This window comes from Mesorhizobium sp. M7A.F.Ca.MR.245.00.0.0 (genome assembly GCF_003997415.1).
Classification (GTDB): Bacteria; Pseudomonadota; Alphaproteobacteria; order Rhizobiales; family Rhizobiaceae; genus Mesorhizobium.
Map to the genome: position 1 here is coordinate 60,494 of NZ_RZTE01000009.1, position 18,847 is coordinate 79,340.

Below are 18,847 nucleotides of genomic sequence, written 5' to 3' on the forward strand. Positions count from 1 at the left end.
CATGACCAAAACCCTCTGCGCCACGAATCGACGTTCTTCCCCATAATACACGCAGCCGGCGACGCAATTCGTTGTGTGAGAAGCAATCCCCATGATATAGCCCTGCGAATTGCGAATTGGCTTGTGCCTCGTCTCATAAATTGGCTCGATTCGCTGCCCTTTTCTTTTCGAAGTCAGCCCGGATGACCTACAAGCAATGTGACACCGGTCCGCGCGTGGTAGTGCTCGGGGGAACCGGGTTCGTTGGTGAGGCCCTAGCGCGGCTGCTGGCCAATCCGGCCTTCCCACCCAGCCGGTTCATTGTGCATCGTTCGGAACCAGAATGGCTCAATCAAGCCAGCGTGCATGTCAAAAAGGCCGATTTGGAAGATTCTGCCGAGATGTTGGCCGCCTTGAGCGGTTACGACGTGATGATCAACTTATTACGCCCCGACGGCACCGGTTGGTACCCTACTGTATTGCGGAGCTTGCAGTCGACATTTCGCGAAGCCGGTATTTCCCGCTGTATTCATGCTAGCAGCATTGACGTTTACGCAGGGGTACGCGACCGGCAAATCGACGAAGCCACATTGCCATGCGCGTTGTCGCCTTATGAGCAAGAGCATCTTATAGGTGAGGCAATTCTGACAGGCTCGTTCGCCGAGACGATTGTGTTGCGGCTGGGAGCTATTTTCGGATGCGGCGGGCGCAATCTCGTCACTTTGGCGGAGGAGATAAAACAAGCCCCGTCATGGAAGATTGCGCTCCGCCGTGCTCTTTACGGTGAAAGACGAATGCACCTGGTGAGTGTGGAGACTGTTGCACAGGCACTTGTCAAACTGGCGTTCGACCGGAAAATCCATGGCTCACAGATCGTCCTAGTTACCGATGATTCCGATCCGAATAACAATTTCGCGTTTGTCCAGGATCGCTTCGCCCTGGCATTCGGCCGAGAATTCCCGAAATTTGGACAAACCTCACCAAGATTCTTTCTTAGATTCTTGTTACGTCTGAGGGGGCTTCCGGCGCACGCTATTGACCGGCGCTTCTCTGCAAACAGGGCCACGGAATTAGGGCTAGTCTCTGGGGCGTTCACCAGCAGGCTGGACAATTACGCCAGTGATCTTGCTAGGGTGACTCGGAAGTCGGGCGCATGAATATCCTCCTGACTACAGTTTCACTCGATTCCCAAAAAGGAGGAGGCACAGCAGAGCGAACAAGGCGGCTTGCTACCCATCTGACGCAAAGAGGACATCGTTGCGAGATCGTCACTATGCAAGGCGGGGATCTCGTCAAGCAACTGCACGGTAGGAATATGCATGTTTATGTCACGGGTGCGATGCGTCTCCGCTTCTCGATTCCGACAATCAATCCTCTTAGGCTAATGCGCAGCGTTCGAAACGCAGATGTCATTCATATTCTCGGGTACTGGAACTTCCTGTCGGTCGCTACGGCGTTTCTCGCGCGATGGCTGGGGAAGCCTTATACTTTCAGCGCTGCGGGGGAGTTCGTCGGTCTAAATCACCCTAGGCCGATCCCGTATCTCTTCCACATCGCCTTTGGAAAGCGGATGGTTCGGAATGCAGCGACGCTGATTGCGGTCACCCCCCTGGAGCGCCGTCAGATACTGGAGCGGTTCAAATCGCCAGAAGACAATGTCATCGTGGTTCCAAACGGGGTTGAGGAACAACCTTTAGCAGCTGAAGAGATGGAGACTGGACCAAATGGGCCGTATGTCCTTTTCGTCGGCCGACTAGCCGAAGTGAAAGGCCCCGATCTTCTTGTAAGCGCGTTTGAGAAGATGAGTCAGGAATTTCCGGATATCGGGTTGGTAGTAGCAGGTCCAGACTTTGGCATGCGCCGATCGTTGGAATCCTTTGTTAATTCGCACCACCTTGCCGACCGGGTTGTCTTCACGGGGCATCTAGGCGAGAGCGCACGGAGCGAGGCATATAGACGCGCGCTTTTCCTGGTCGTGCCTTCCCGAGCTGAGGCGATGTCACTCGTGGCGCTGGAAGCTGGTATCGTTGGCACGCCTGTTCTTCTCACTGACCAGTGTGGGTTTGATGAAGTCGAGACGGTGGGTGGTGGATACGTCGTACCGTCAACTGTTGAGGGCTTGTATGCAGGGCTTCACTCTATGCTGACCGAGCGTGGGGATCTACCGTCGAAGGGACGAGCGCTTAGATCTTACATAGTGGAGACTTTTGCTTGGCCTTCGATTGTAGACAAGCTGATTTCTCGCTTTGAAGAATTAATCGCAAAAAGGGAGGCTCCCGCAAACGTCGTCGTAGATACGCCACAAAATCAACCGGCGATCGAGGCCCTGTCGACGACGATCAAGCGCACCGGAGAGGACCGTTGATAAGAGGTCCCCAAGTGTCGCTCGTGGTCCCAGCATATAATGCGAAAGACTACATCGCGGAAACAATCGAAAGCCTCTTGGCCCAAGACTATCCAAATATGGATATCATAGTTGTAGATGACGGTTCAACTGACGGCACAAGCGATCTCGTGTCGAATTATGGTCCTAAAATCAAATTGCACCGTCAAGTGAACGCTGGCCAGAGTGCGGCCATGACCACAGGATGGGCAATGAGCACTGGAGACATCCTCGGCTATCTAAGCGCAGACGATCGTCTGCGCCCAACAGCTGTTCGGCGCTGCGTGGAGGAATTGTCGGCTCGCACTGATGTAGTTTTGGTTTACCCCGACTTCGACATTATCGACGAGCATTCAACTCTCAGGTCGACCTTACAGCCGCCGGAATTTTCGCGTCGTGCTCTCTACGCACACCTGCACTGCCTGCCGGGCCCTGGGGCCTTTTTTCGACGTGAGGCTTATGAACGAGCTGGTTACTGGCGAGAGGACCTTCGGCAGATTCCTGACCTCGACTTTTTCCTGCGCTTGGCATTGGAAGGTAATTTTTACCATGTGCCAGAGGTTCTCGCGGAATTTCGTATGCACAGCGCGTCGACCACCTACCGAGCTGTGCCATTTGAACGTGGAGAAGAACCGCAGCGCATGATTGAGACGTTCTTCCGACGGAAGGATCTTCCCGATGAACTGCGCAAATGGGAGCGTGAGACTAGGGCAAACGCTAATTTACTGTCGGCTGCGATCCATGGGCGTTCGGGACGCGTAGCTGTTGCCGTTCAACGATTATTGGGAGCAGCCAGGCACCCGCGGACACTGCTATCTCGCAAAGCCGTAAGCCACGCTCTCCTGATAGCCCGGTGCGCGTTTGCCCCAGTGCGTATTCGGGAACGACGGAATGCAGCCAACAGGGACTAGTTCCATGTCTCGGGACCGAGGGATAAAAGGGTGGCATCCTTTCCAAGGTGCTCGCATAGACCTGCTACTGCGAGGTTATGGTCACTGCGTTGGCTGAGGCCAGACACCGCAATCGCTCCAATCACGCCCACCTCTTTGACCCGGATTGGAAAAGCCCCGCCGGCTAGAACGAAATCCTGTGGATCCAGACCGTATCCGGGAGGGAAAGTGCGATCCTCACGTTGCTGCTGTAGGGCTAAGAGATAGCTGCTATTGTGAAAGAGCTTGACTACGTTAAGCTTGCGCCGCGCCCATTCACCATTCGACGCCGTTGATGTCGGAAGCGCGGCGTAGAATAATTGACGATCCCAGAGCCGAATGTCGATAACGATTCCGGCCCGTTCGCGCACTGCGATGGAACGAAGCGCGCAGCCTAGCTTAAAGGCCGCTGTTTCTTCAAAAGATTCGAAGACGAGCACGGATTCCTGTTGAGCGATTTTCGGGACATCACTCGCATCCCCCTCTGAAGCCAAACTGCGCGTCATCTCTCCCGTCTTATCCGTCATGTCGAACTGTCCGCGTGCTTTTGCAATGGTGCCAAGAAGTCGGAATACAAGCGGTTAATGGGTCTAGGCAGCGCGTAAGACGTGCAGCTCCGCGGCCTTATCGGCGAGTTCCTCACTAATAGCTTCCGCCGTTGCCCATAGAGGCACTGGGTTTCTGATTTGATGTGCAAAATATCCATTCAATCATCCTACGCCCTGTCAAATACTCGGGATGGTGCTAGACGTCTAGGATGAATGGGCCTTTGAACGGTGTAGCAATTATCTTCCAATGACTGATCATACATTTTTCGCGATTTTGTTTGTGGGGAGACAGGGGTCCAGCTATCTCCAGGCTTTGCTTGACTCTCACCCAGATGCAACGTGCGAAGGCGAGCTATTCTCACCGACGGCTCGCTTAATCGCCGACTTGGTCAGGCGGCGCACAATATCTTTCAGAAACTCCCGTCAGAAGGACGTGGCTAGCTATCTTGAGAAGATGCTCCACAACAAGGGTAGCAGGGTCACCGGTTTCAAAATGCCCTACCTGTCTCTGCTGGAGCATACTGACGCGGTTGAAGCATTCAAGAGATTCGGATACAAGATTGTCCGCTTGTCACGCGACAACCTGTTGGATCAATATATTTCGTACAGACTTGCGGCCTTAAATAATTCGTGGAGATCGGATTACGGGCCGACAAAAATAAATGATTTTTACGCAGATCCAACCGAAGTATTGACCGCTTTTGAGAAATGGACAAGCGACAACTCCGCTTTGCATAGAATAGCGAGTGAATTTCCCAATTTGCATGTAACATATGAACAGCTGGTCGACGGCTCTGGCGTATTGCGCTGCCTGGAATTTCTGAATTTGCGCGATGCACCTCTCGAAAGCCGTTTCAAAAGGCAGAGAACCGGCGCTCAATCTGAGATTATCTCGAACTACGCCGAACTGAAGGGTCACTTTATCCAGACCGAGTGGGCGCGCCATTTTCTGGACTAGCCCCGGTTCCAATTCACTGCAATTCGGCGCCCAATCATGCAGACGCCACAATTACTCCCAACTGTTCGTCCCTTTGTCCCCGGGATAGCCGAGCGCCTCCCAATGAGCGACCCCATGTCCGTTGATCTTCCGGTCGCTTCCGCGCCCTCGATATGGCGAGCTAGTGGCGCCGCTGCCGCCGGCCGCGTTGGCATATTGGCTGCGGGTCTTGCGAGCTCTTTGCTACTTCCTCTTGCCTTGCCTCCAGACAAAGTCGGCATCTATTTCATCGCTCAGATACTCACCTCAGGATTTGCGATCCTGGTTCAATTGGGCCTCACATTTACCGTGCCGGCGCTTGTCTCGGCCGCGACCGCGAAAGGAGACTTCGGACGAGCGCGGGATCTTATAGTTAGGATTCAGGGACTGGTTGTCTCTTTCGGTCTCATCACAGCGCTGGCATTCTGGCTTGCAGAACATTGGATAAGAAGCGGCGGAGGCAACGAATGGGGAGAAATTTTGCCAATAGTCGCCGTAGCCATTCCCTGCGCAGCTTTGGGGTCTGTCCAAGTCGAACTGCTTCGAGCGGTTCACTCGATTCGGAGTTCGGCTTTCCTCATGGCGTTCCCCAGTGCCATTGTGGCCCTCTTCCTCGCGTTTGCTCTCGTGACACACAGCAGCGTCACCCTTCATCAAGTACTGTTATGTAGTTTGGTCGGCTTCGCGATGGCAGCGGGTTTCGGCGCTTTTAGCATTTTTGTGATGTCGCGCCGCTGGACTGAGCCAGCAAACGTAGAGACAAACCTAAGAGCGATTATCCTTCGCACTCTGCCGAATCTCGCAACAACCCTGATGTTGTTCGGCCTATCTCAGATCGACATGGTTCTGCTGACTCTCTTCACTAGCTTCTCGGAAGTTGCGCAATATGGTGTCGCCTTAAGAATTTCGACGGTACTGATCATGCCGCTCAGCATCGCAAATTCCGCCTTTGCCCCTTCTGCGGTTCAGCATTGGACGCTGGGTGACCGCGCGGGACTTCAGCGATCTCTCAGGACATTGGTGTGTGTTTCGACGCTTCTGACCTGCCTAATGTATTTTGGGTTGGTGACTCTTGGCTATGCCGCTGTTCAGATTTGGAACCCACACTACGAAAGTTCTTTATGGATAGCACTGATCTTAGGCTGCGGCCAAGTTTGCCATGTTCTCGGCGGATCGTCGGGAGTTTTGTTGATGGTGTTAGGCGACGAAAAGTTTGCTTTTCGCATTACCTTGGGTACCGGCCTCGCAACCGTCGTATTGTGTACGGCTGGCGTTCTGATGGGGGGGCCGCTTTTACTCGCGTCGGCCGCGGCGTTTTGCAATGCGCTTCAGGTAAGTTTCTTCTCAGCGCGGGCCCGCAAGATATTCGATGTCGATCCAACAATCTTGTCGGTCATTAAAAACAAGTAGCGCGGAAGCTGACTAGTTCGGCTTGTCCTTGTGGGACTTGAACCTGTGAGCACCCGGGTCGCCCACCAGGCCACTGAGAGCCAAGAGGCCAAACAAGGCCATAATGCAACCCATCCCGGCAAACAACATTATCCAGTACATATAACACCACCCCCGCCATTAGATACCCCAAATAAGGCTGATCTGCAAGAGATTCCTAATGTAAGTAGTGGTTAGACGGTTCTCCGGCGACTGCGTTGCTCGCCGTGCCCAGCCTGTGGGTAAGGTGACACCCCTAGGCGTTGCATGACGGAGATACGAAGCCCCAGCTTCGCTTTAAGCGTTCCTTGTGAGATTGCGCTTTGCGCCTTTAGCCTTGATACCCTTTGGGGCTGGCTTCTTGGCCGGCGCTTTCTTGGCGGGATCCTTCGTGGCAGGCTTTAGCCCTAGCCCTATCGACTTTGCCAACTTCGATCGCTGGGCGGCATAGCTTGGCGCCACCATGGGGTAGTCGCGAGGCAAACCCCATTTCGTGCGGTACTGTTCGGGCGTCATTCCAAGCAAACCTAGATGGCGCTTCATCGACTTGAATTTGCGACCGTCTTCCAAACTTATGATGTAATCCGGAAATATCGACTTCTTCGGGTTCACGGCCGGCGTCAGCGTTGGTAGCTCCGCAACCGGCGTCGGGCCCAATTTCGAAAGCGCCGCGTTGACCGAAGAAATAAGATCCGGCAGCCCAGCCACTGTCACGGCGTTATTTTGGACAAACGCTGCGACAATATCGGCCGTCAGCTCAATCAGAGCTGTGTTTCGTTCAATTTCATCGGTCAATTGTTCGCTCCTGAATTGGGAGTGCGAACCTAATGTAAATTGTAGCTTTCCGCAATGTTGGCATGAGGTAGATCAATAAAACTGGCGCGCTAATCCTGCAGTAAGGGTGGTCAGAGCTCGTCATGCTGTGCTATCATTGCACGGCCGGAACAACTGCGAATCTCGGGCAGTCGCATCACCGCCTTGGTCAACCAGGGCTGACATCAACCCAGCTTCCCCTCGATCTCATCATTTTTGAGAAATTGTCGTTCCCAAGCGGGCGGCATCGACGGGAGCCGTGTTGCGAGTGATGCAAGATGCCTTCTCCCGTAAAGCCCGTCATCGATTTCAGCTACCTGTACTCCTTTCCGGACGGCGCGCAGCTCGACAACGACCTGGCTGAATTAGTCCGAGCAGCCGACGAGACGATCGACGCGCTGGCCGACGTGCGGCGCTCCGACGGGGCGCTGGTCAACGGTGTCGTCACGCCTGACGCGCTGGCGCCGGCCACGCGGGCGCTGATCACCGGCGAAGGCGCGACCGGCCCCACGGGGCCATCTGGACCGGCTGGCATCGGCGCGACCGGGCCGAGCGGCGCATTGGGCGCCAGGGGGCCTAGCGGGGCCACGGGCGCAAACGGGTCGAATGGTGCCGTGGGCGCGACGGGGCCGACCGGTCCGACCGGGGTTACCGGCGGCGTCGGTGCGACCGGATCGACTGGCGTGACGGGGCTCACGGGCGCGACAGGCCCGACAGGCCCGACCGGTTTGACGGGCGCCACGGGGCCGACCGGGGTCGTCGGCGCTACCGGCCCGGGCGGAGCCACGGGTCCGGATACAGTCGGAACCACGCTGACAACGCGCGGCGACATCATCTTCCGAAATGCGACCGTGCCGGCCCGTTTGGCCGCCTCGACCGCCGGGTATCTGCTTCAGACCAATGGCCCTGGGACCGATCCGACCTATGCCGGGTTTTTGCAAGCCGGCACCGGTGCCGTCACGCGCACCTGGCAGGCCAAAGCCCGCGACATGATCTCGCCGAAAGACTTCGGCGTCGTGGGCGACGGCGTAGTCAATGACGCGGCGGCATTTCAATTGTGCGTAACGGCGGCGGCAGGAGCCGACATCTTCATCGGCGGCCTGACGATCCGCATCCCGACCGGCAACGAAATCATGCTACCGACAACCGGCTTGGTTCTCCGTGGGCGCGGGAAGATCGTCTATGAAGCTACAGGCAGCCTGTTCAAGGCCGGAACCTTTACGACTACGACGTATGCTTTCGTCGCTACCGCTGGGCAGACCGTTTTCACTGCTGCCGATGCCTACACGGGCGCTTATGTCGAGGTTTATCAGCAAGGTGTTCTTCGCGCTAACTTCAACCAGAACATTACGCACGACGCGGCCAACATCACGGCGACGTTCCTGAGTGGTGGCGCGGCGCTCAACGACGCTGTTCAGATCAAGGTGACGCGCGCAACCGCGTCCGGCTTGGCCGCGTATTCGCAAATCATTCAGGGCTCCGGTGTCGAGATTCAGACGACGCAGGCGGGTCTCGGCCGGGCGTTCCAACTTGCATGGCCTGACACCGGCTTCGCTCCTGGCCGGCAGCATCCGATGTTTGTTATGGAGGCCGGGTCTGTTATCAAGGGCGACACCGGAAGCCACGGTTTCCAGAATGCGATTTGGCTGCATGGGGCCTATCAGGGCAAGTTCTATGGCGAGATATACGGCCTCGGCGCGAACCTGATTGGTGCGACTTCGACCAATGACATGACGTGCGCCTATGGCGTGTACTTCACAGGCGAGTGGACCACTTCGGATTTCCGCTTCACTGGCGGCATGGTCATGAGCTATTGGGCCGCTGTCGGAAGCATGTTCAGCACGCTTGAAGGTGTCGTCTTCGATAGCTGGACATTCCTGAATTGCGGGCACTGCGCCTATCTGCTGGCGCGGTCGACCGATCAGGGCTTGTTGTTGTCGCTGGTGAATTGCCACGCCAACAATCACGTGAGCATCGCAGTATGCGACAAGTTCAGCCAGTTGTTCTTTTCCAACAACGATCTTTTCCAAAACCCGTCGTCGCCTGCCCCCTTTTTCCGCTACATCACGTCTACCGGGGCGTCGGAAGTCTACCTAAATGACAACACCTTCCGGTCGTTCGTGAACGGCGCGAATACCGGTGTACTTTGTCTACTCTGGCGTCGGCCTGCGTGCCGCTGGCAAAGAGATCATTGCGGCAAACTCGACTTCCGTCTGCGTGCCCTGGGTCATTCAGACCGGCGCGGCTGATTGCGTCATCGGGCCGAACACCTATCAGTTTGTTGATCGCGCCGTGGACGTGCAGGCCGGCTCCGAAAGGATCGGCATCATTACTGTCGGCGACGTGTTCATGAACCCTTCCGGCACGGCAAGCACGCGCTATAACATGGCTGGCAACAATTGGTGGATGGACGAGAAGTGGCTCGTCGTTCAGAACGCCGCTGTGCAGTCTATTCCGAACAACACCGAAACGGCGTTTGCCTACACCGAAGTTCGAGACCCGGAAAGCATTTACACATCGGGCATGATCGCCGCTCCGATATGGGCGACGCGGGTGCGGATCAGGGCGACCTTGAAGTGGACAGCGAATGCGTCCGGCACGCGCTTCGTTCGCATCATCAGGGCAGGTGTGACTGTCATGTACGAGGAGACGGCGGCTATCAGCGCGTTCGATAGTACCGCGATGCACATAATCGACATCGACTTTTCGGCGACGAGCGGGCAGACGATTGATTTCAGGCTGCTGCAAACGTCAGGCGGCGCGCTCGACCTCGCGGTGTCGCAGCTTTATGCAAAATTCACCTAAGCGACCGAGTGACGCGAGCCAGCCAGACTGCTCTTTGCAACGGTTTCGCCTTTTTCCAGGTAGACGTATCCTGGCCCGAAACCGCTTGAGGGTGCTTGCCGCTCTACAGGCCATACAGCGGGGCTTCGACCATCTTCAGCCCGGACACGGAAAGCATCCGTTGCAGCGCGGGTTCAGTATAGGCGACAGCATGGGGCGGCTTCTCGATTTCGTGAACGTAACCGCCATCAGCGATGTTGTGGGTTCGTCTGCGGCGGTATTCTGACCTCTCCCGGCGTGATGATTTTTTCCATGATGTGGCGGCTATTGTAGTGGATCAGCAGCATGCCCGGCCGGCGCCGGATGGCCGCCTGCCAAGCCGCCTGGCTGACCATCGCGTCGGGTGATCGGCATATCGTTTCGAGATGCGGACAGGAACTGCCAACCCCTACTCCACGATCTTCCAATATGAGTCCTTGCGGATTACCTTTCCGTCGCGAAATGTGTAGAAGTCGCAACCTTGAACTTCCTTTTTTACGCCCTCGCGGGTGGTGCCGGTGAGGGTCCATTTCGACATGCCGGTGTTGGCAGCCTCGTCCACAAAGTGCTGCCCATTGCCGTAATGCACATCGGGCAAACCCTCAAAGCGCGCGGCAAGCGCGTCTCGTACGCTGCGCTTACCCTCGCAGCGCGTTCCCCAAGGCTCGGCCCCCCTTGGCATCTCCAGAACGCAGTCGTCGGCAAAGAACGCCATAATGCGATCGAGATCGTGCGCGTTGAAGGCCTCGCATAGCTCCGTCAATGTGGCTCGAATGTCCATTCGCGAACGCCTCCTCGAATTCGAGTAGGTCACTGGCGGCGCATCCGGTCAAGTGGTCCAGCGAGACCCCCTGCCTCATCACGATGGAGCGCGGCCTCCGCCACTCACCCCTTCTTGGCGAACGCCCAGACCATCAGCGGGTATTCCTCGTCGTTGCTGAGATCGCGCCACAGGCCGTAGGCGCGAACGGGGCCGCCGATATGGGCCCTGGCGCAGGCCTTGTTGCCCCAGCCATGGACTTTGACGTTGGCTTCCGCGAAGCCGCCCTCAACCATCAGCTGCTTGAGGCCGGCAGGTGTCCATCTATTGTAGTCGTGCGGCCTAGCGTGGACGCGAAACAGGAAGGGTGTTGCCACCATCGCCCAGCCGCCGGACCGGGTCATAGCGTGGATATTTTCCACCGCCGCCTGCGGCCGCTGCACATGTTCCAGCACCTGGTCGGCGATGACGATGGAATATTGTTCGTCGGTGCGGTCCTTGCAGATGTCGAAGGCTGGGAAATCGACCGACCTGTAGTTGGGGCACATCGCCCGCCAATAGCGGTTCCAGCCGGGCGAGATTTCGATCACGTCGGAGGCCTTGCGGTTGCCGGCTTCGAGAAAGAGTGTGAATGCCTCGATCTGGCGGATGCGCAACCAGTTGCGGGAATCATAACCGATGAGCCGCTTCACGGCGCGTTTGCTTTGGCTTTTCAGGGCGGCAAGGCTTGTCGTCACATCGACCTCCTCCAAAACCCACCGCGAGGAACAGCCTAGCCCAGGCAAGTGGGCAAAAGATGACATCAGTGTGCGCCGCTCCCCTGAGCGGCGCTGACTGAGTTAAGACGCTGGGGTCCAGCGATACCTGCTTAGTAATCGCCGTTGTAATACCGGTCGTCGCAGGGGGCAGTGTAGATGCGGCCGCGGCGGTCCTGATAGCGGCACATCTGTTCGCCGCGACGCTGCGGCGTGGTGGAGCTGCCGACAACCGCGCCCAGCAGGGCGCCGGCGCCGGCGCCGATGAGCGTGCTTTCGGTGTTTCCGCCGATGGCCTGGCCAACAAGTGCGCCGCCGGCGCCGCCGATCAGCGCGCCTGTGCCGGCCCGCTGCTGGCCTTCGGTCTGTGCGCAGCCTGCCAGCGCTGCGGTCATTAGCACTGCGGCTATCGCTTTGTGAAAAGTCATGGAGGTCTCCCTTAAAAGTCTGAAATCCCTATCGATCGTCCCGTGCGGTCGCATTGCGGCGGAACGGGGGCACGCGCTCTCACGAAGTGAGTCAGCGTTTACCGACAGTTGAAAGGGTCTAACCAGAAAAGCCGGGCATTCGACATAAACTCGAGAGGTATTTTGCACCAAACCTCAGGCCGATGATCGTTAGCATGTCCGATCGGCAGGAGCGCAAGTGATGGACGAGGTAACGACCACAAAAGCTCCTTCAGGTAGGCGCGTAGTGCGTGCGGCCCAATATCTGCGCATGTCGACGGACAACCAGACCTATTCGATCGACAACCAGAGGGATGCCATACGCGACTACGCGGATATCATGGGCTACGAAATCGTCGCCACCTACAAGGACGCTGGTCGAAGCGGTCTCAACCTCGGAGGCCGTCCCGGCCTTCAGAAGTTGCTAGCGGATGTCGAGAGCGGGAGAGCCGGTTTCGAAACGGTCGTGGTGTACGATGTCAGCCGCTGGGGGCGGTTCCAGAACATTAATGAGAGCGCCGCTTATGAGTACCGATGCCAGATGGCTGGCGTGCGAATCGAATTTTGTGCAGAGCAGTTCACCAACGATGGCAGCATCGGATCAGACGTACTGAAGGCGATAAAGCGCAGCATGGCGGCCGAGCATAGTCGCATGCTATCGCAAAAGGTGTTCATCGGTCAGGCAAGGTTGATACGGATGGGATTCCGCCAGGGTAGTAAGCCGGGCCTCGGCTTAAGACGCCTGCTGGTCGACGATTTGGGACGCCCCAAATTCATCCTTTCAAATCGCGAACAAAAGAGCATGCACACCGACCGAGTAATCGTAGTGCCTGGGCCGCCAGACGAGATCGCAACAGTACAATGGATTTTCAGCCACTTCGTTAAAACGCACCAGACAGAGCTTGAAATCGCAAGGCTGTTGAACAAACGCGGCGTGATGACTGACCTTGGGCGCCGATGGAAGCGGGAAAGCGTACGCAGCGTCCTGACCAATGAAACGTACATTGGCAACAGTGTCTGGAATCGGCGCTCCACCAAGCTCAAAAGCAAGGCGGTGAACAATCCCCCCGAACAGTGGGTGCGGACGGAAGGTGCATTTGAGCCGATTGTTGACCGCAAGCTATTCAAGCGGGCGCAACTCATCCACAAAACACTCTATTTGCGTATGAACAACGACGAGATGCTGGCAGCGCTGAAGAATGTCCTCGCGCGCCGTGGCGCCTTATCGACCGCGATTATTGACGCTGCACCCGAGTGCCCCGCAGCTAGCCTCTATTTCCATCGCTTCGGAAGCCTTCTGAAACTCTACGAATTCATTGGATACCAGATGCCTCGGAACTGCCAGATCATCGCCGCGAAAAAGCGGCTGAAGACGGTGCGTTTGAAGGCAATAGATGACCTATTGGTGGCAATCGGGAGGACTAGCGGACAGGCAACTTATGACCTGAGAAACGGCATTCTCCGGATCAACGATGAGTTCACTGTTGCTATCGAAATCGCACGTTGCGGCGCTTCCGTATTCGGATATCCCGTCTGGTCTCTGAATATCAAGCACCAGTCACAACCCGACATTTTCGTCCTGATCAGGATGAGTCCGGGTGACCTTGTCATCCGGGACTATCTGATTGCCCCTGTACGTGAAATCGTCGGCATATCGGAGCTGCGCGCTAACAATGGCGCACAACTGGACACCTACCTTTTTCCCACGCTCAGCCCGCTTATCACGCTGGCGGAGCGAACAGGTGCAGAGAACGTAGTGTGAGTCCGAAGCACCCTATGACCAGCGAGGCCGCTTACAATGCTTTGCAAAACAGCGACCAGAGACACGCCCGTAGTATTGCTGCCGATCAACCAGGGTCAAGGGAGAAGCTATTCGCTCCCAAGCTCATAGCAACCTATGAAGCGGAGTGCGCACGCAAGCGCAATTTCATAAGAGAAACTGTGGAAACAGAACAGCGCTTGAGTAGCCTGGTCGAAGCGCTTCGTCTGATAATGAGTGACAAAAGGTTTCACTCATTGCTGGTGTCCGAGGGGCTTGCCACCATACCAAAACTCTTGGCCGAGAGGTTGCAAGGCGTGAAATACGAACCGGGTGCAGCAGCGCATGCCAGCAAGCCCTTTCCCGGCAAGAATGCAGGCCGTCATTCTGTCAGCGGGATTTGCCCGGACGTCCTCGATTTCCTCCAAGACTACCCTGTGAAGGTGAAAATCTTCGGCTTGCTGCGGCATGTGATTCCCGCCAGGCAATTGGAAATTGCCCGACTGATGGTTGCTATGGAGCGGGTCACGTTCACGTACGCAAAGATCCTTGTCGCTTTTACGCCGCGCCCGCTGCTGGCCGAGGGTTTCGATCCGGCGATGATTGCCAACGTGTCTGAAGACCAACTGGGCGCGATGACGCCTGAACTTGGCGAGCTAAGCAGTGCGTTTTTGAGCGCCGTGGAGCGACGTGGCTCCGTGAGCCTAGAACTGCTGGCAGCCGGCCGCTTTTTTGACCGGCTGATGGATAATTCAAGGGTCGTGCGATATCTGGCCCACACTTTTCCCGGCAATTTTGAAGAGTTTCACGAGTTGTCGTGTGGCCATGCATTTTAATAATTCCTCTAGTTTCGCGGCAGGCTGTGGACCTCGAGCCGAACCGGCCCGCCGCGATCGCAACTCGTGCAGAAAAGCGCCCGCTCGACGAGCGGAACAAGGCATCCCCACCGTATCGCCTGGTCAGCCCTTCCGGCTTTATCGTCGCGTGATGCGAGCATTTTGTGCAATAGGCCCGCAGCGAGTGCCATGAGCGCAAGTCACCAAGTGCGACATCCAGCCCGGCATGAATGCTGCCGTCGATAATCGTCTGGGGCGGGATCTTGACCTCACCCGGCGTAATGATCTTCTCCATGACGTGTCGGCTGTTGTAGTGGATCAGCAACATTCCTGGGCGGCGACGGATCGCGGCCTGCCAAGCCGCCTGGCTGACCATGGCATCTGGTGATCGGGATATTGTTTCGAGGTGGGTCTTCTCCTCTCTATCCCAAACCTCGATCCGGAAATTGTCCCCAGCCGTGTCCGCCATTTATGGACGTGCCTTGTGCCAGCCGCGGGAATAGCCGCTCGACACCGCCGCGCGAGACAGAGCGAGTTCCCGCTCGAGCTCGCTGTTCCTGGCAAGGATGTTCAGTAAAGCGACCACGACATCGCCGCCGGCAGCAGCTATGGCCTGTTGTGCCAGCATCTCCAATTCAGACATAGCTTCGCCGGCCGGCGCATTTTGGCGCTTTCCCATAGCCCTTTTTCCTGCAACGACCATTCAGGAATAAGGAACATATTCCTGTCAGGTCAAGGGGGATTGACTCAATCGTTCTCATTTTGTTCACTGGCGGTAGTAGCCACAGGAGGCGAACAATGCAGCTTCGCTTGGAGATCAAAGGCGCTTCGCCGGAGGAGCAGGAGCGCGGCGTCGAGGCGGCTAAGGCCGTGTTCACTGCGGCTGGCATTTCGGCCCAGCAAGCCGCAGATGGAATGTTTGCCTTGGAAGGCTGGGACGACGCCAGCTTTGCTGCCGATGAAGAGCCCACAGCGGAAGAGGACGACGCCGCAAGTGTTTGGATGGCGGCCAACAAGGCCGCTATAGCTGCATGTTGCGCCAATTGGCCTCCTGATGCCGTGCCGGACAATTATCTCCTGCTTGAACTGGTCGATTGAACATGTGCGGCCGCTTCACCCGATACCTCACTTGGTCCGAGATCCACCGGCTCTATCGGCTGACGGCGCCGGCGGAGATCGGTCGCAATGACGCACCTCGCTATAACATCGCGCCGACCGAGGAAGTCCCTTTCGTCACCGCAGGCGAAGACGGCAATCACAAGCTACGCGAGGGCCGTTGGTGGCTCGTACCGTTCTGGGCGAAAGAGATGCCTAAGGCGGCAATGTTCAACGCCAGGATCGAAGGCGTCGATACGGCCCCGGCCTTCCGTGACGCATTCAAGTCGAAGCGTTGCCTGATCCCCGCCGATGGATTCTACGAATGGACCATCTCGCCGGCCGACGGCAAAAAGGACCCTTGGCACATCTATCTGCCCGGCCACGCGCCGTTCTCATTCGCAGGGCTGTGGGCCTACAACTCCAACCTCGACATCACCAGTTGCACCATCATCACCGAGCCCGCCGGCGAGCCGATGAAAAACCTGCACGATCGGCAGCCGGTCATCCTCGACCAAGCCTACTATGATGCGTGGCTGGATCCGGGGACGCCCAAGGAGGACTTGAAGGATATCCTCAGCCACGACATCGACGGACAACTGCAGTTCAATCGCGTTGGCCGCGACGTCAACTCGACCCTCATTAACAAGCAGCCCAACGACCATCCCGCCTTAGTCGGGCCGATCAATCCGCTATGAGCGACGAACCCGCCAGACTTGCCGATGGCATGATAGCCGCACCGCGCGAACGCCAGCGGATTGAGAACCACACGTGCGAGCACGTTGGATGCGGCCACCGCGCGCCGTTCGGCTTCGCACGACCGAAGGGGCCGTCACATTGGTTCTGTCGCGGGCATCGCGCCGACGGCGATCAATATCTCTTGGGAGGAAGGCACCAATGACCCGCTCGACCTTCGCCGATGAATTGCAGCAGGCGTCCGAGTGCATCGCAGACGTTTCGCGCGCCGATCTTCAAATCCTGCTTCGGCGGGCTGCATTGATGCTCCGGAACGTCGCCGGCTTCCCGCTAGAGCCAGCCACGGAGGACGCACTGAACTCCATCGCCGCCGAAATGAACATTGCCCGGTCGGAGCTCATTCAGATCGTCTTGCGTGAGTGGCTGGGAACGAATGCCTATCTGCCAGTCCGGGTGATCGACGAAGAAAGCGAGACGGACGGAAAACTTCAGGCCACGAACGCTCATTCGGGGCGCTCGACGTCGGCTTCATCCACCTCGGTTTCCATCCCGTCGCTAACAGCTTTGCTCTTGCTTATCCCCGTTAGAAGCACACCGTCATAGCCTTGAAGCCACGCTTCGGCGTGTTCCTCCCAATAAGGTGGCACTATGCGCTCCGTCCTTTAGTGCCTGGGCACCATACATCCAGGCATAGCCGACGCGCTCCTGATCTTTCTTGGGGACCGCCATTATTCCTCCTCCCGGTAATCCAGCAGCTTGGCGTGACGAAGCTGCTCCTCACCTTTCAGGAACTTCACCCGCCCGACAAGACCCGGCTTCAGCCATTCCGCCTTGTCCTTCTTCAAGCCCTTCGGAACCGGGCCGCCGACCTTGCCCTGTACGCGGTCCCACAGGCGCTTGCGTTTGTCGAATTTGAAATTGACGTTGGCGGTGCCGAGATAGCGGCCGTTTTCAGCCATCAGAACCCTCGCCGCCTGACCGGGGTCGCGCTGGACGCCGATGATGTCCATCTCCTTTTCATCGTAGCACTTGATTTTGCGCCAGTTCATCGTCGGGCCGCTGCGATAGAGACTGTCCCTGCGCTTCGAGACGATGCCTTCTTGTCCAGTCTGGTCGGCAAGGTAGTAAACCGCGTCGCCGGTGCCGGGCATGGCCTCGCTGAACTGTATCCGGCCGCCGGCTTCAATCGTGCCCTCTAGGATGTCACGCCGGTCCTCCAGCGGCATGTTGCGGAGGTCGTGGCCATTCATGTGGAGCAGGTCGAATGCTACAAGATAGTATTCCTGCGAAGGATCGCGGCTGCTGACGGCCGATTGCAGCGCATGGAAAGCGGAGCGTCCAGCCTCATCAACCACGATGGCTTCACCCTCAATGATGAAGTCGTCGGCTTCAATCGCGGCGGCCTGGTCGGCAAGAACCTTGTACCGTGCAGTCCAGTCGCACCCTCTCCTGGTCAGCAGGCGAATGCCGTCTTCATCCTTGATGATCTGCGTTCGGTACCCGTCGAACTTGATTTCGTGAATCCACTCCTCACCCTCGGGCGGGGTGTCGACCAACTCCGGCTGCATCGGCGGGATGAACTTCAAACGCATGCACGGAACTCACATTGCGATTCAAGGCTCACGGCTCCGATCGGTTCCGGATCGTTTTAGCTAAGTTGAATGTTTCAGTCATTACCGCGATCAAACGAAGGGTGGATGTTCGCGAATAGGTACGTGGAACCCGGCGCCACTTTCGCTGTTCTTCTCTCAGGAGGAACAATCATGCCAGACGACAAAAGCAAGCGTGATTTTCGCGACCGCGACCGAGTGTCGGGCGACGAAGAATATGAGGTCGGCTATTTCGCCAGCAAGTTCCAGCTTACCATCCCTGAAGTGCGGGAACTTATCAGGAAGCACGGGAACGACCGTGAGACGCTGGAGCGTGAGGCAAAGGCACTGGGCAGCCGATGACGACGCTATCCGACCTTGGAACGGCAAGCAGCACTGCAAAACGGATCGGCGCCGCCCGACGGAACATTTTAGCCGTCCGGCATGTTTCGGTGCATGCCGACGATTGACACAGAAGAGTGCAGAGCGGCGCTAACCCTAATCCGGCGGACGATCGAGGATCATTGTCCGCCTGGCGTACTTCCTAGTGAGGAAGCGGTAAACGGTCTCTATGGGCCGGAGCTCATGCATGAAGCCGCCGCCTTGGCCACCGCCATTGTCAAGACCGTCGACAAGTTGACATTGAGTTCGGTGAGAATCCCGCCCGCGCCCAGCATTAAAGCTTAGCTGTGGATAGTAACGGCATCTTCACCATGGCGAATGATGGCCATTGCGGGCGCGGGGGACAGGCGTAGCGTCGATTTTGTCGGCCCACCTCCGACACATTTCCAAGCGTACCAGACTGGGCGTTCGGCGACCCACCGCCCCCTTAACCCGTGTTGCCGATCGCCCGCTTTCGCGGGAAGCGAAGTTCATGAAATGGTTGGAACATATGGCGGCAGGAATGGCCGCCAGGCAATTCTTAATAGTGCAGCCGAGGAAACGCGATACGAGAGCATTACCTATCGAAGTCGCATGGAAGCGGCGCTAGAAACGGCAATGCCCGGCTATATCTTCACGGTCACGATAGAG

At 57.2% G+C, this 18,847-nt stretch carries 21 protein-coding genes; 13 read left to right on the plus strand and 8 right to left on the minus strand.

Annotated features, from left to right (window positions below):
- Positions 1-182: 182 nt before the first annotated feature.
- The 3 genes from EOB80_RS12490 to EOB80_RS12500 are packed head-to-tail and all read left to right on the plus strand — an operon-like array spanning position 183 to position 3,273.
- Entirely contained in the window at positions 183-1,136 is a 954-nt protein-coding gene (locus EOB80_RS12490) for an NAD-dependent epimerase/dehydratase family protein (RefSeq protein WP_127327833.1), read from the plus strand.
- Complete coding sequence (locus tag EOB80_RS12495) at positions 1,133-2,344, plus strand: glycosyltransferase family 4 protein (RefSeq protein ID WP_127327834.1); 1,212 nt, start codon at positions 1,133-1,135, stop codon at positions 2,342-2,344. The genes EOB80_RS12490 and EOB80_RS12495 overlap by 4 nt, the downstream gene beginning before the upstream one ends.
- A 14-nt stretch (positions 2,345-2,358) precedes the next feature.
- Entirely contained in the window at positions 2,359-3,273 is a 915-nt protein-coding gene (locus EOB80_RS12500) for a glycosyltransferase family 2 protein (RefSeq protein WP_164762596.1), read from the plus strand.
- On the opposite strand, the gene EOB80_RS12505 is transcribed toward EOB80_RS12500, so the two are convergent.
- On the minus strand, positions 3,270-3,818 hold the full coding sequence (locus EOB80_RS12505; RefSeq protein ID WP_245466342.1) for a heme-degrading domain-containing protein: 549 nt from the start codon (positions 3,816-3,818) through the stop codon (positions 3,270-3,272). The genes EOB80_RS12500 and EOB80_RS12505 overlap by 4 nt on opposite strands.
- A gap of 454 nt (positions 3,819-4,272) precedes the next feature.
- Here EOB80_RS12505 and EOB80_RS12510 point away from each other — a divergent pair, with 454 nt between their 5' ends.
- Together EOB80_RS12510 and EOB80_RS12515 are read left to right on the plus strand one after the other, a co-directional pair.
- Complete coding sequence (locus EOB80_RS12510; RefSeq protein ID WP_127327836.1) at positions 4,273-4,797, plus strand: hypothetical protein; 525 nt, start codon at positions 4,273-4,275, stop codon at positions 4,795-4,797.
- Positions 4,798-4,911: 114 nt separating this feature from the next.
- Positions 4,912-6,225, plus strand: a complete 1,314-nt coding sequence (locus tag EOB80_RS12515; protein WP_127327837.1) for a hypothetical protein — start codon at positions 4,912-4,914, stop codon at positions 6,223-6,225.
- Positions 6,226-6,540: 315 nt separating this feature from the next.
- Here the strand turns inward: EOB80_RS12515 and EOB80_RS12520 are convergent, their stop codons facing one another.
- Entirely contained in the window at positions 6,541-7,038 is a 498-nt protein-coding gene (locus EOB80_RS12520; protein ID WP_127327838.1) for a MucR family transcriptional regulator, read from the minus strand.
- Between the two features lie 296 nt (positions 7,039-7,334).
- Here EOB80_RS12520 and EOB80_RS35855 point away from each other — a divergent pair, with 296 nt between their 5' ends.
- Positions 7,335-9,305: a hypothetical protein gene (locus EOB80_RS35855; protein ID WP_281057990.1), complete on the plus strand. Its 1,971-nt coding sequence runs from the start codon at positions 7,335-7,337 to the stop codon at positions 9,303-9,305.
- Positions 9,196-9,861, plus strand: a complete 666-nt coding sequence (locus tag EOB80_RS12530; RefSeq protein WP_127327839.1) for a hypothetical protein — start codon at positions 9,196-9,198, stop codon at positions 9,859-9,861. The genes EOB80_RS35855 and EOB80_RS12530 overlap by 110 nt, the downstream gene beginning before the upstream one ends.
- Before the next feature lie 227 nt (positions 9,862-10,088).
- On the opposite strand, the gene EOB80_RS35265 is transcribed toward EOB80_RS12530, so the two are convergent.
- The 4 genes from EOB80_RS35265 to EOB80_RS12545 all read right to left on the minus strand — a co-directional run bounded on the left by EOB80_RS35265 (position 10,089) and on the right by EOB80_RS12545 (position 11,822).
- The gene (locus EOB80_RS35265) at positions 10,089-10,235 is read right to left on the minus strand and encodes a hypothetical protein (protein ID WP_245466343.1); all 147 of its coding nucleotides are present in this window, start codon (positions 10,233-10,235) and stop codon (positions 10,089-10,091) included.
- A gap of 53 nt (positions 10,236-10,288) precedes the next feature.
- Entirely contained in the window at positions 10,289-10,660 is a 372-nt protein-coding gene (locus EOB80_RS12535; RefSeq protein WP_127327840.1) for a nuclear transport factor 2 family protein, read from the minus strand.
- A 104-nt stretch (positions 10,661-10,764) separates the two neighbouring features.
- Positions 10,765-11,376, minus strand: a complete 612-nt coding sequence (locus tag EOB80_RS12540) for a methyltransferase domain-containing protein (RefSeq protein ID WP_127327841.1) — start codon at positions 11,374-11,376, stop codon at positions 10,765-10,767.
- A gap of 131 nt (positions 11,377-11,507) precedes the next feature.
- Positions 11,508-11,822 (minus strand): YMGG-like glycine zipper-containing protein, encoded by a 315-nt coding sequence (locus tag EOB80_RS12545; protein ID WP_127327842.1) that lies wholly within the window; start codon positions 11,820-11,822, stop codon positions 11,508-11,510.
- Positions 11,823-12,042: 220 nt separating this feature from the next.
- On the opposite strand from EOB80_RS12545, the gene EOB80_RS12550 reads away from it, so the two are divergent.
- Together EOB80_RS12550 and EOB80_RS12555 are read left to right on the plus strand one after the other, a co-directional pair.
- Complete coding sequence (locus tag EOB80_RS12550) at positions 12,043-13,602, plus strand: recombinase family protein (protein WP_127327843.1); 1,560 nt, start codon at positions 12,043-12,045, stop codon at positions 13,600-13,602.
- Between the two features lie 14 nt (positions 13,603-13,616).
- On the plus strand, positions 13,617-14,435 hold the full coding sequence (locus EOB80_RS12555; RefSeq protein WP_127327844.1) for a plasmid partitioning protein RepB C-terminal domain-containing protein: 819 nt from the start codon (positions 13,617-13,619) through the stop codon (positions 14,433-14,435).
- A gap of 469 nt (positions 14,436-14,904) precedes the next feature.
- On the opposite strand, the gene EOB80_RS12565 is transcribed toward EOB80_RS12555, so the two are convergent.
- Entirely contained in the window at positions 14,905-15,114 is a 210-nt protein-coding gene (locus tag EOB80_RS12565; protein WP_127327845.1) for a hypothetical protein, read from the minus strand.
- A gap of 119 nt (positions 15,115-15,233) precedes the next feature.
- Between EOB80_RS12565 and EOB80_RS12570 the strand changes: the two genes are divergently transcribed.
- From EOB80_RS12570 to EOB80_RS12580, 3 genes are all read left to right on the plus strand, one after another.
- Positions 15,234-15,533 carry a hypothetical protein gene (locus EOB80_RS12570; protein ID WP_127327846.1) on the plus strand — a complete coding sequence of 100 codons (300 nt, stop codon included), beginning with the start codon at positions 15,234-15,236 and terminating at the stop codon, positions 15,531-15,533.
- A 2-nt stretch (positions 15,534-15,535) separates the two neighbouring features.
- Complete coding sequence (locus EOB80_RS12575; protein ID WP_127327971.1) at positions 15,536-16,228, plus strand: SOS response-associated peptidase; 693 nt, start codon at positions 15,536-15,538, stop codon at positions 16,226-16,228.
- Positions 16,229-16,427: 199 nt separating this feature from the next.
- Positions 16,428-16,829: a hypothetical protein gene (locus EOB80_RS12580; protein WP_348629517.1), complete on the plus strand. Its 402-nt coding sequence runs from the start codon at positions 16,428-16,430 to the stop codon at positions 16,827-16,829.
- 125 nt (positions 16,830-16,954) lie between these two features.
- On the opposite strand, the gene EOB80_RS12590 is transcribed toward EOB80_RS12580, so the two are convergent.
- Positions 16,955-17,818, minus strand: a complete 864-nt coding sequence (locus tag EOB80_RS12590) for an RNA ligase family protein (protein WP_127327847.1) — start codon at positions 17,816-17,818, stop codon at positions 16,955-16,957.
- Positions 17,819-17,989: 171 nt separating this feature from the next.
- On the opposite strand from EOB80_RS12590, the gene EOB80_RS12595 reads away from it, so the two are divergent.
- Complete coding sequence (locus EOB80_RS12595; RefSeq protein ID WP_127327848.1) at positions 17,990-18,178, plus strand: DUF3606 domain-containing protein; 189 nt, start codon at positions 17,990-17,992, stop codon at positions 18,176-18,178.
- Positions 18,179-18,847: the final 669 nt, after the last annotated feature.

What these genes read in the sequence shown, in the direction of transcription:
- EOB80_RS12495 (WP_127327834.1), top strand. Translation starts at nt 1,133, where the DNA reads ATGAATATCCTCCTGACTACAGTTTCACTCGATTCCCAAAAAGGAGGA.
- EOB80_RS12490 (WP_127327833.1), top strand. Translation starts at nt 183, where the DNA reads ATGACCTACAAGCAATGTGACACCGGTCCGCGCGTGGTAGTGCTCGGG.
- EOB80_RS35855 (WP_281057990.1), top strand. Translation starts at nt 7,335, where the DNA reads ATGCCTTCTCCCGTAAAGCCCGTCATCGATTTCAGCTACCTGTACTCC.
- EOB80_RS12590 (WP_127327847.1), bottom strand. Translation starts at nt 17,818, where the DNA reads ATGCGTTTGAAGTTCATCCCGCCGATGCAGCCGGAGTTGGTCGACACC.
- EOB80_RS12580 (WP_348629517.1), top strand. Translation starts at nt 16,428, where the DNA reads ATGACCCGCTCGACCTTCGCCGATGAATTGCAGCAGGCGTCCGAGTGC.
- EOB80_RS12555 (WP_127327844.1), top strand. Translation starts at nt 13,617, where the DNA reads ATGACCAGCGAGGCCGCTTACAATGCTTTGCAAAACAGCGACCAGAGA.
- EOB80_RS35265 (WP_245466343.1), bottom strand. Translation starts at nt 10,235, where the DNA reads ATGGTCAGCCAGGCGGCTTGGCAGGCGGCCATCCGGCGCCGGCCGGGC.
- EOB80_RS12595 (WP_127327848.1), top strand. Translation starts at nt 17,990, where the DNA reads ATGCCAGACGACAAAAGCAAGCGTGATTTTCGCGACCGCGACCGAGTG.
- EOB80_RS12550 (WP_127327843.1), top strand. Translation starts at nt 12,043, where the DNA reads ATGGACGAGGTAACGACCACAAAAGCTCCTTCAGGTAGGCGCGTAGTG.
- EOB80_RS12535 (WP_127327840.1), bottom strand. Translation starts at nt 10,660, where the DNA reads ATGGACATTCGAGCCACATTGACGGAGCTATGCGAGGCCTTCAACGCG.
- EOB80_RS12570 (WP_127327846.1), top strand. Translation starts at nt 15,234, where the DNA reads ATGCAGCTTCGCTTGGAGATCAAAGGCGCTTCGCCGGAGGAGCAGGAG.
- EOB80_RS12575 (WP_127327971.1), top strand. Translation starts at nt 15,536, where the DNA reads ATGTGCGGCCGCTTCACCCGATACCTCACTTGGTCCGAGATCCACCGG.
- EOB80_RS12565 (WP_127327845.1), bottom strand. Translation starts at nt 15,114, where the DNA reads ATGGGAAAGCGCCAAAATGCGCCGGCCGGCGAAGCTATGTCTGAATTG.
- EOB80_RS12505 (WP_245466342.1), bottom strand. Translation starts at nt 3,818, where the DNA reads ATGACGGATAAGACGGGAGAGATGACGCGCAGTTTGGCTTCAGAGGGG.
- EOB80_RS12545 (WP_127327842.1), bottom strand. Translation starts at nt 11,822, where the DNA reads ATGACTTTTCACAAAGCGATAGCCGCAGTGCTAATGACCGCAGCGCTG.
- EOB80_RS12515 (WP_127327837.1), top strand. Translation starts at nt 4,912, where the DNA reads ATGTCCGTTGATCTTCCGGTCGCTTCCGCGCCCTCGATATGGCGAGCT.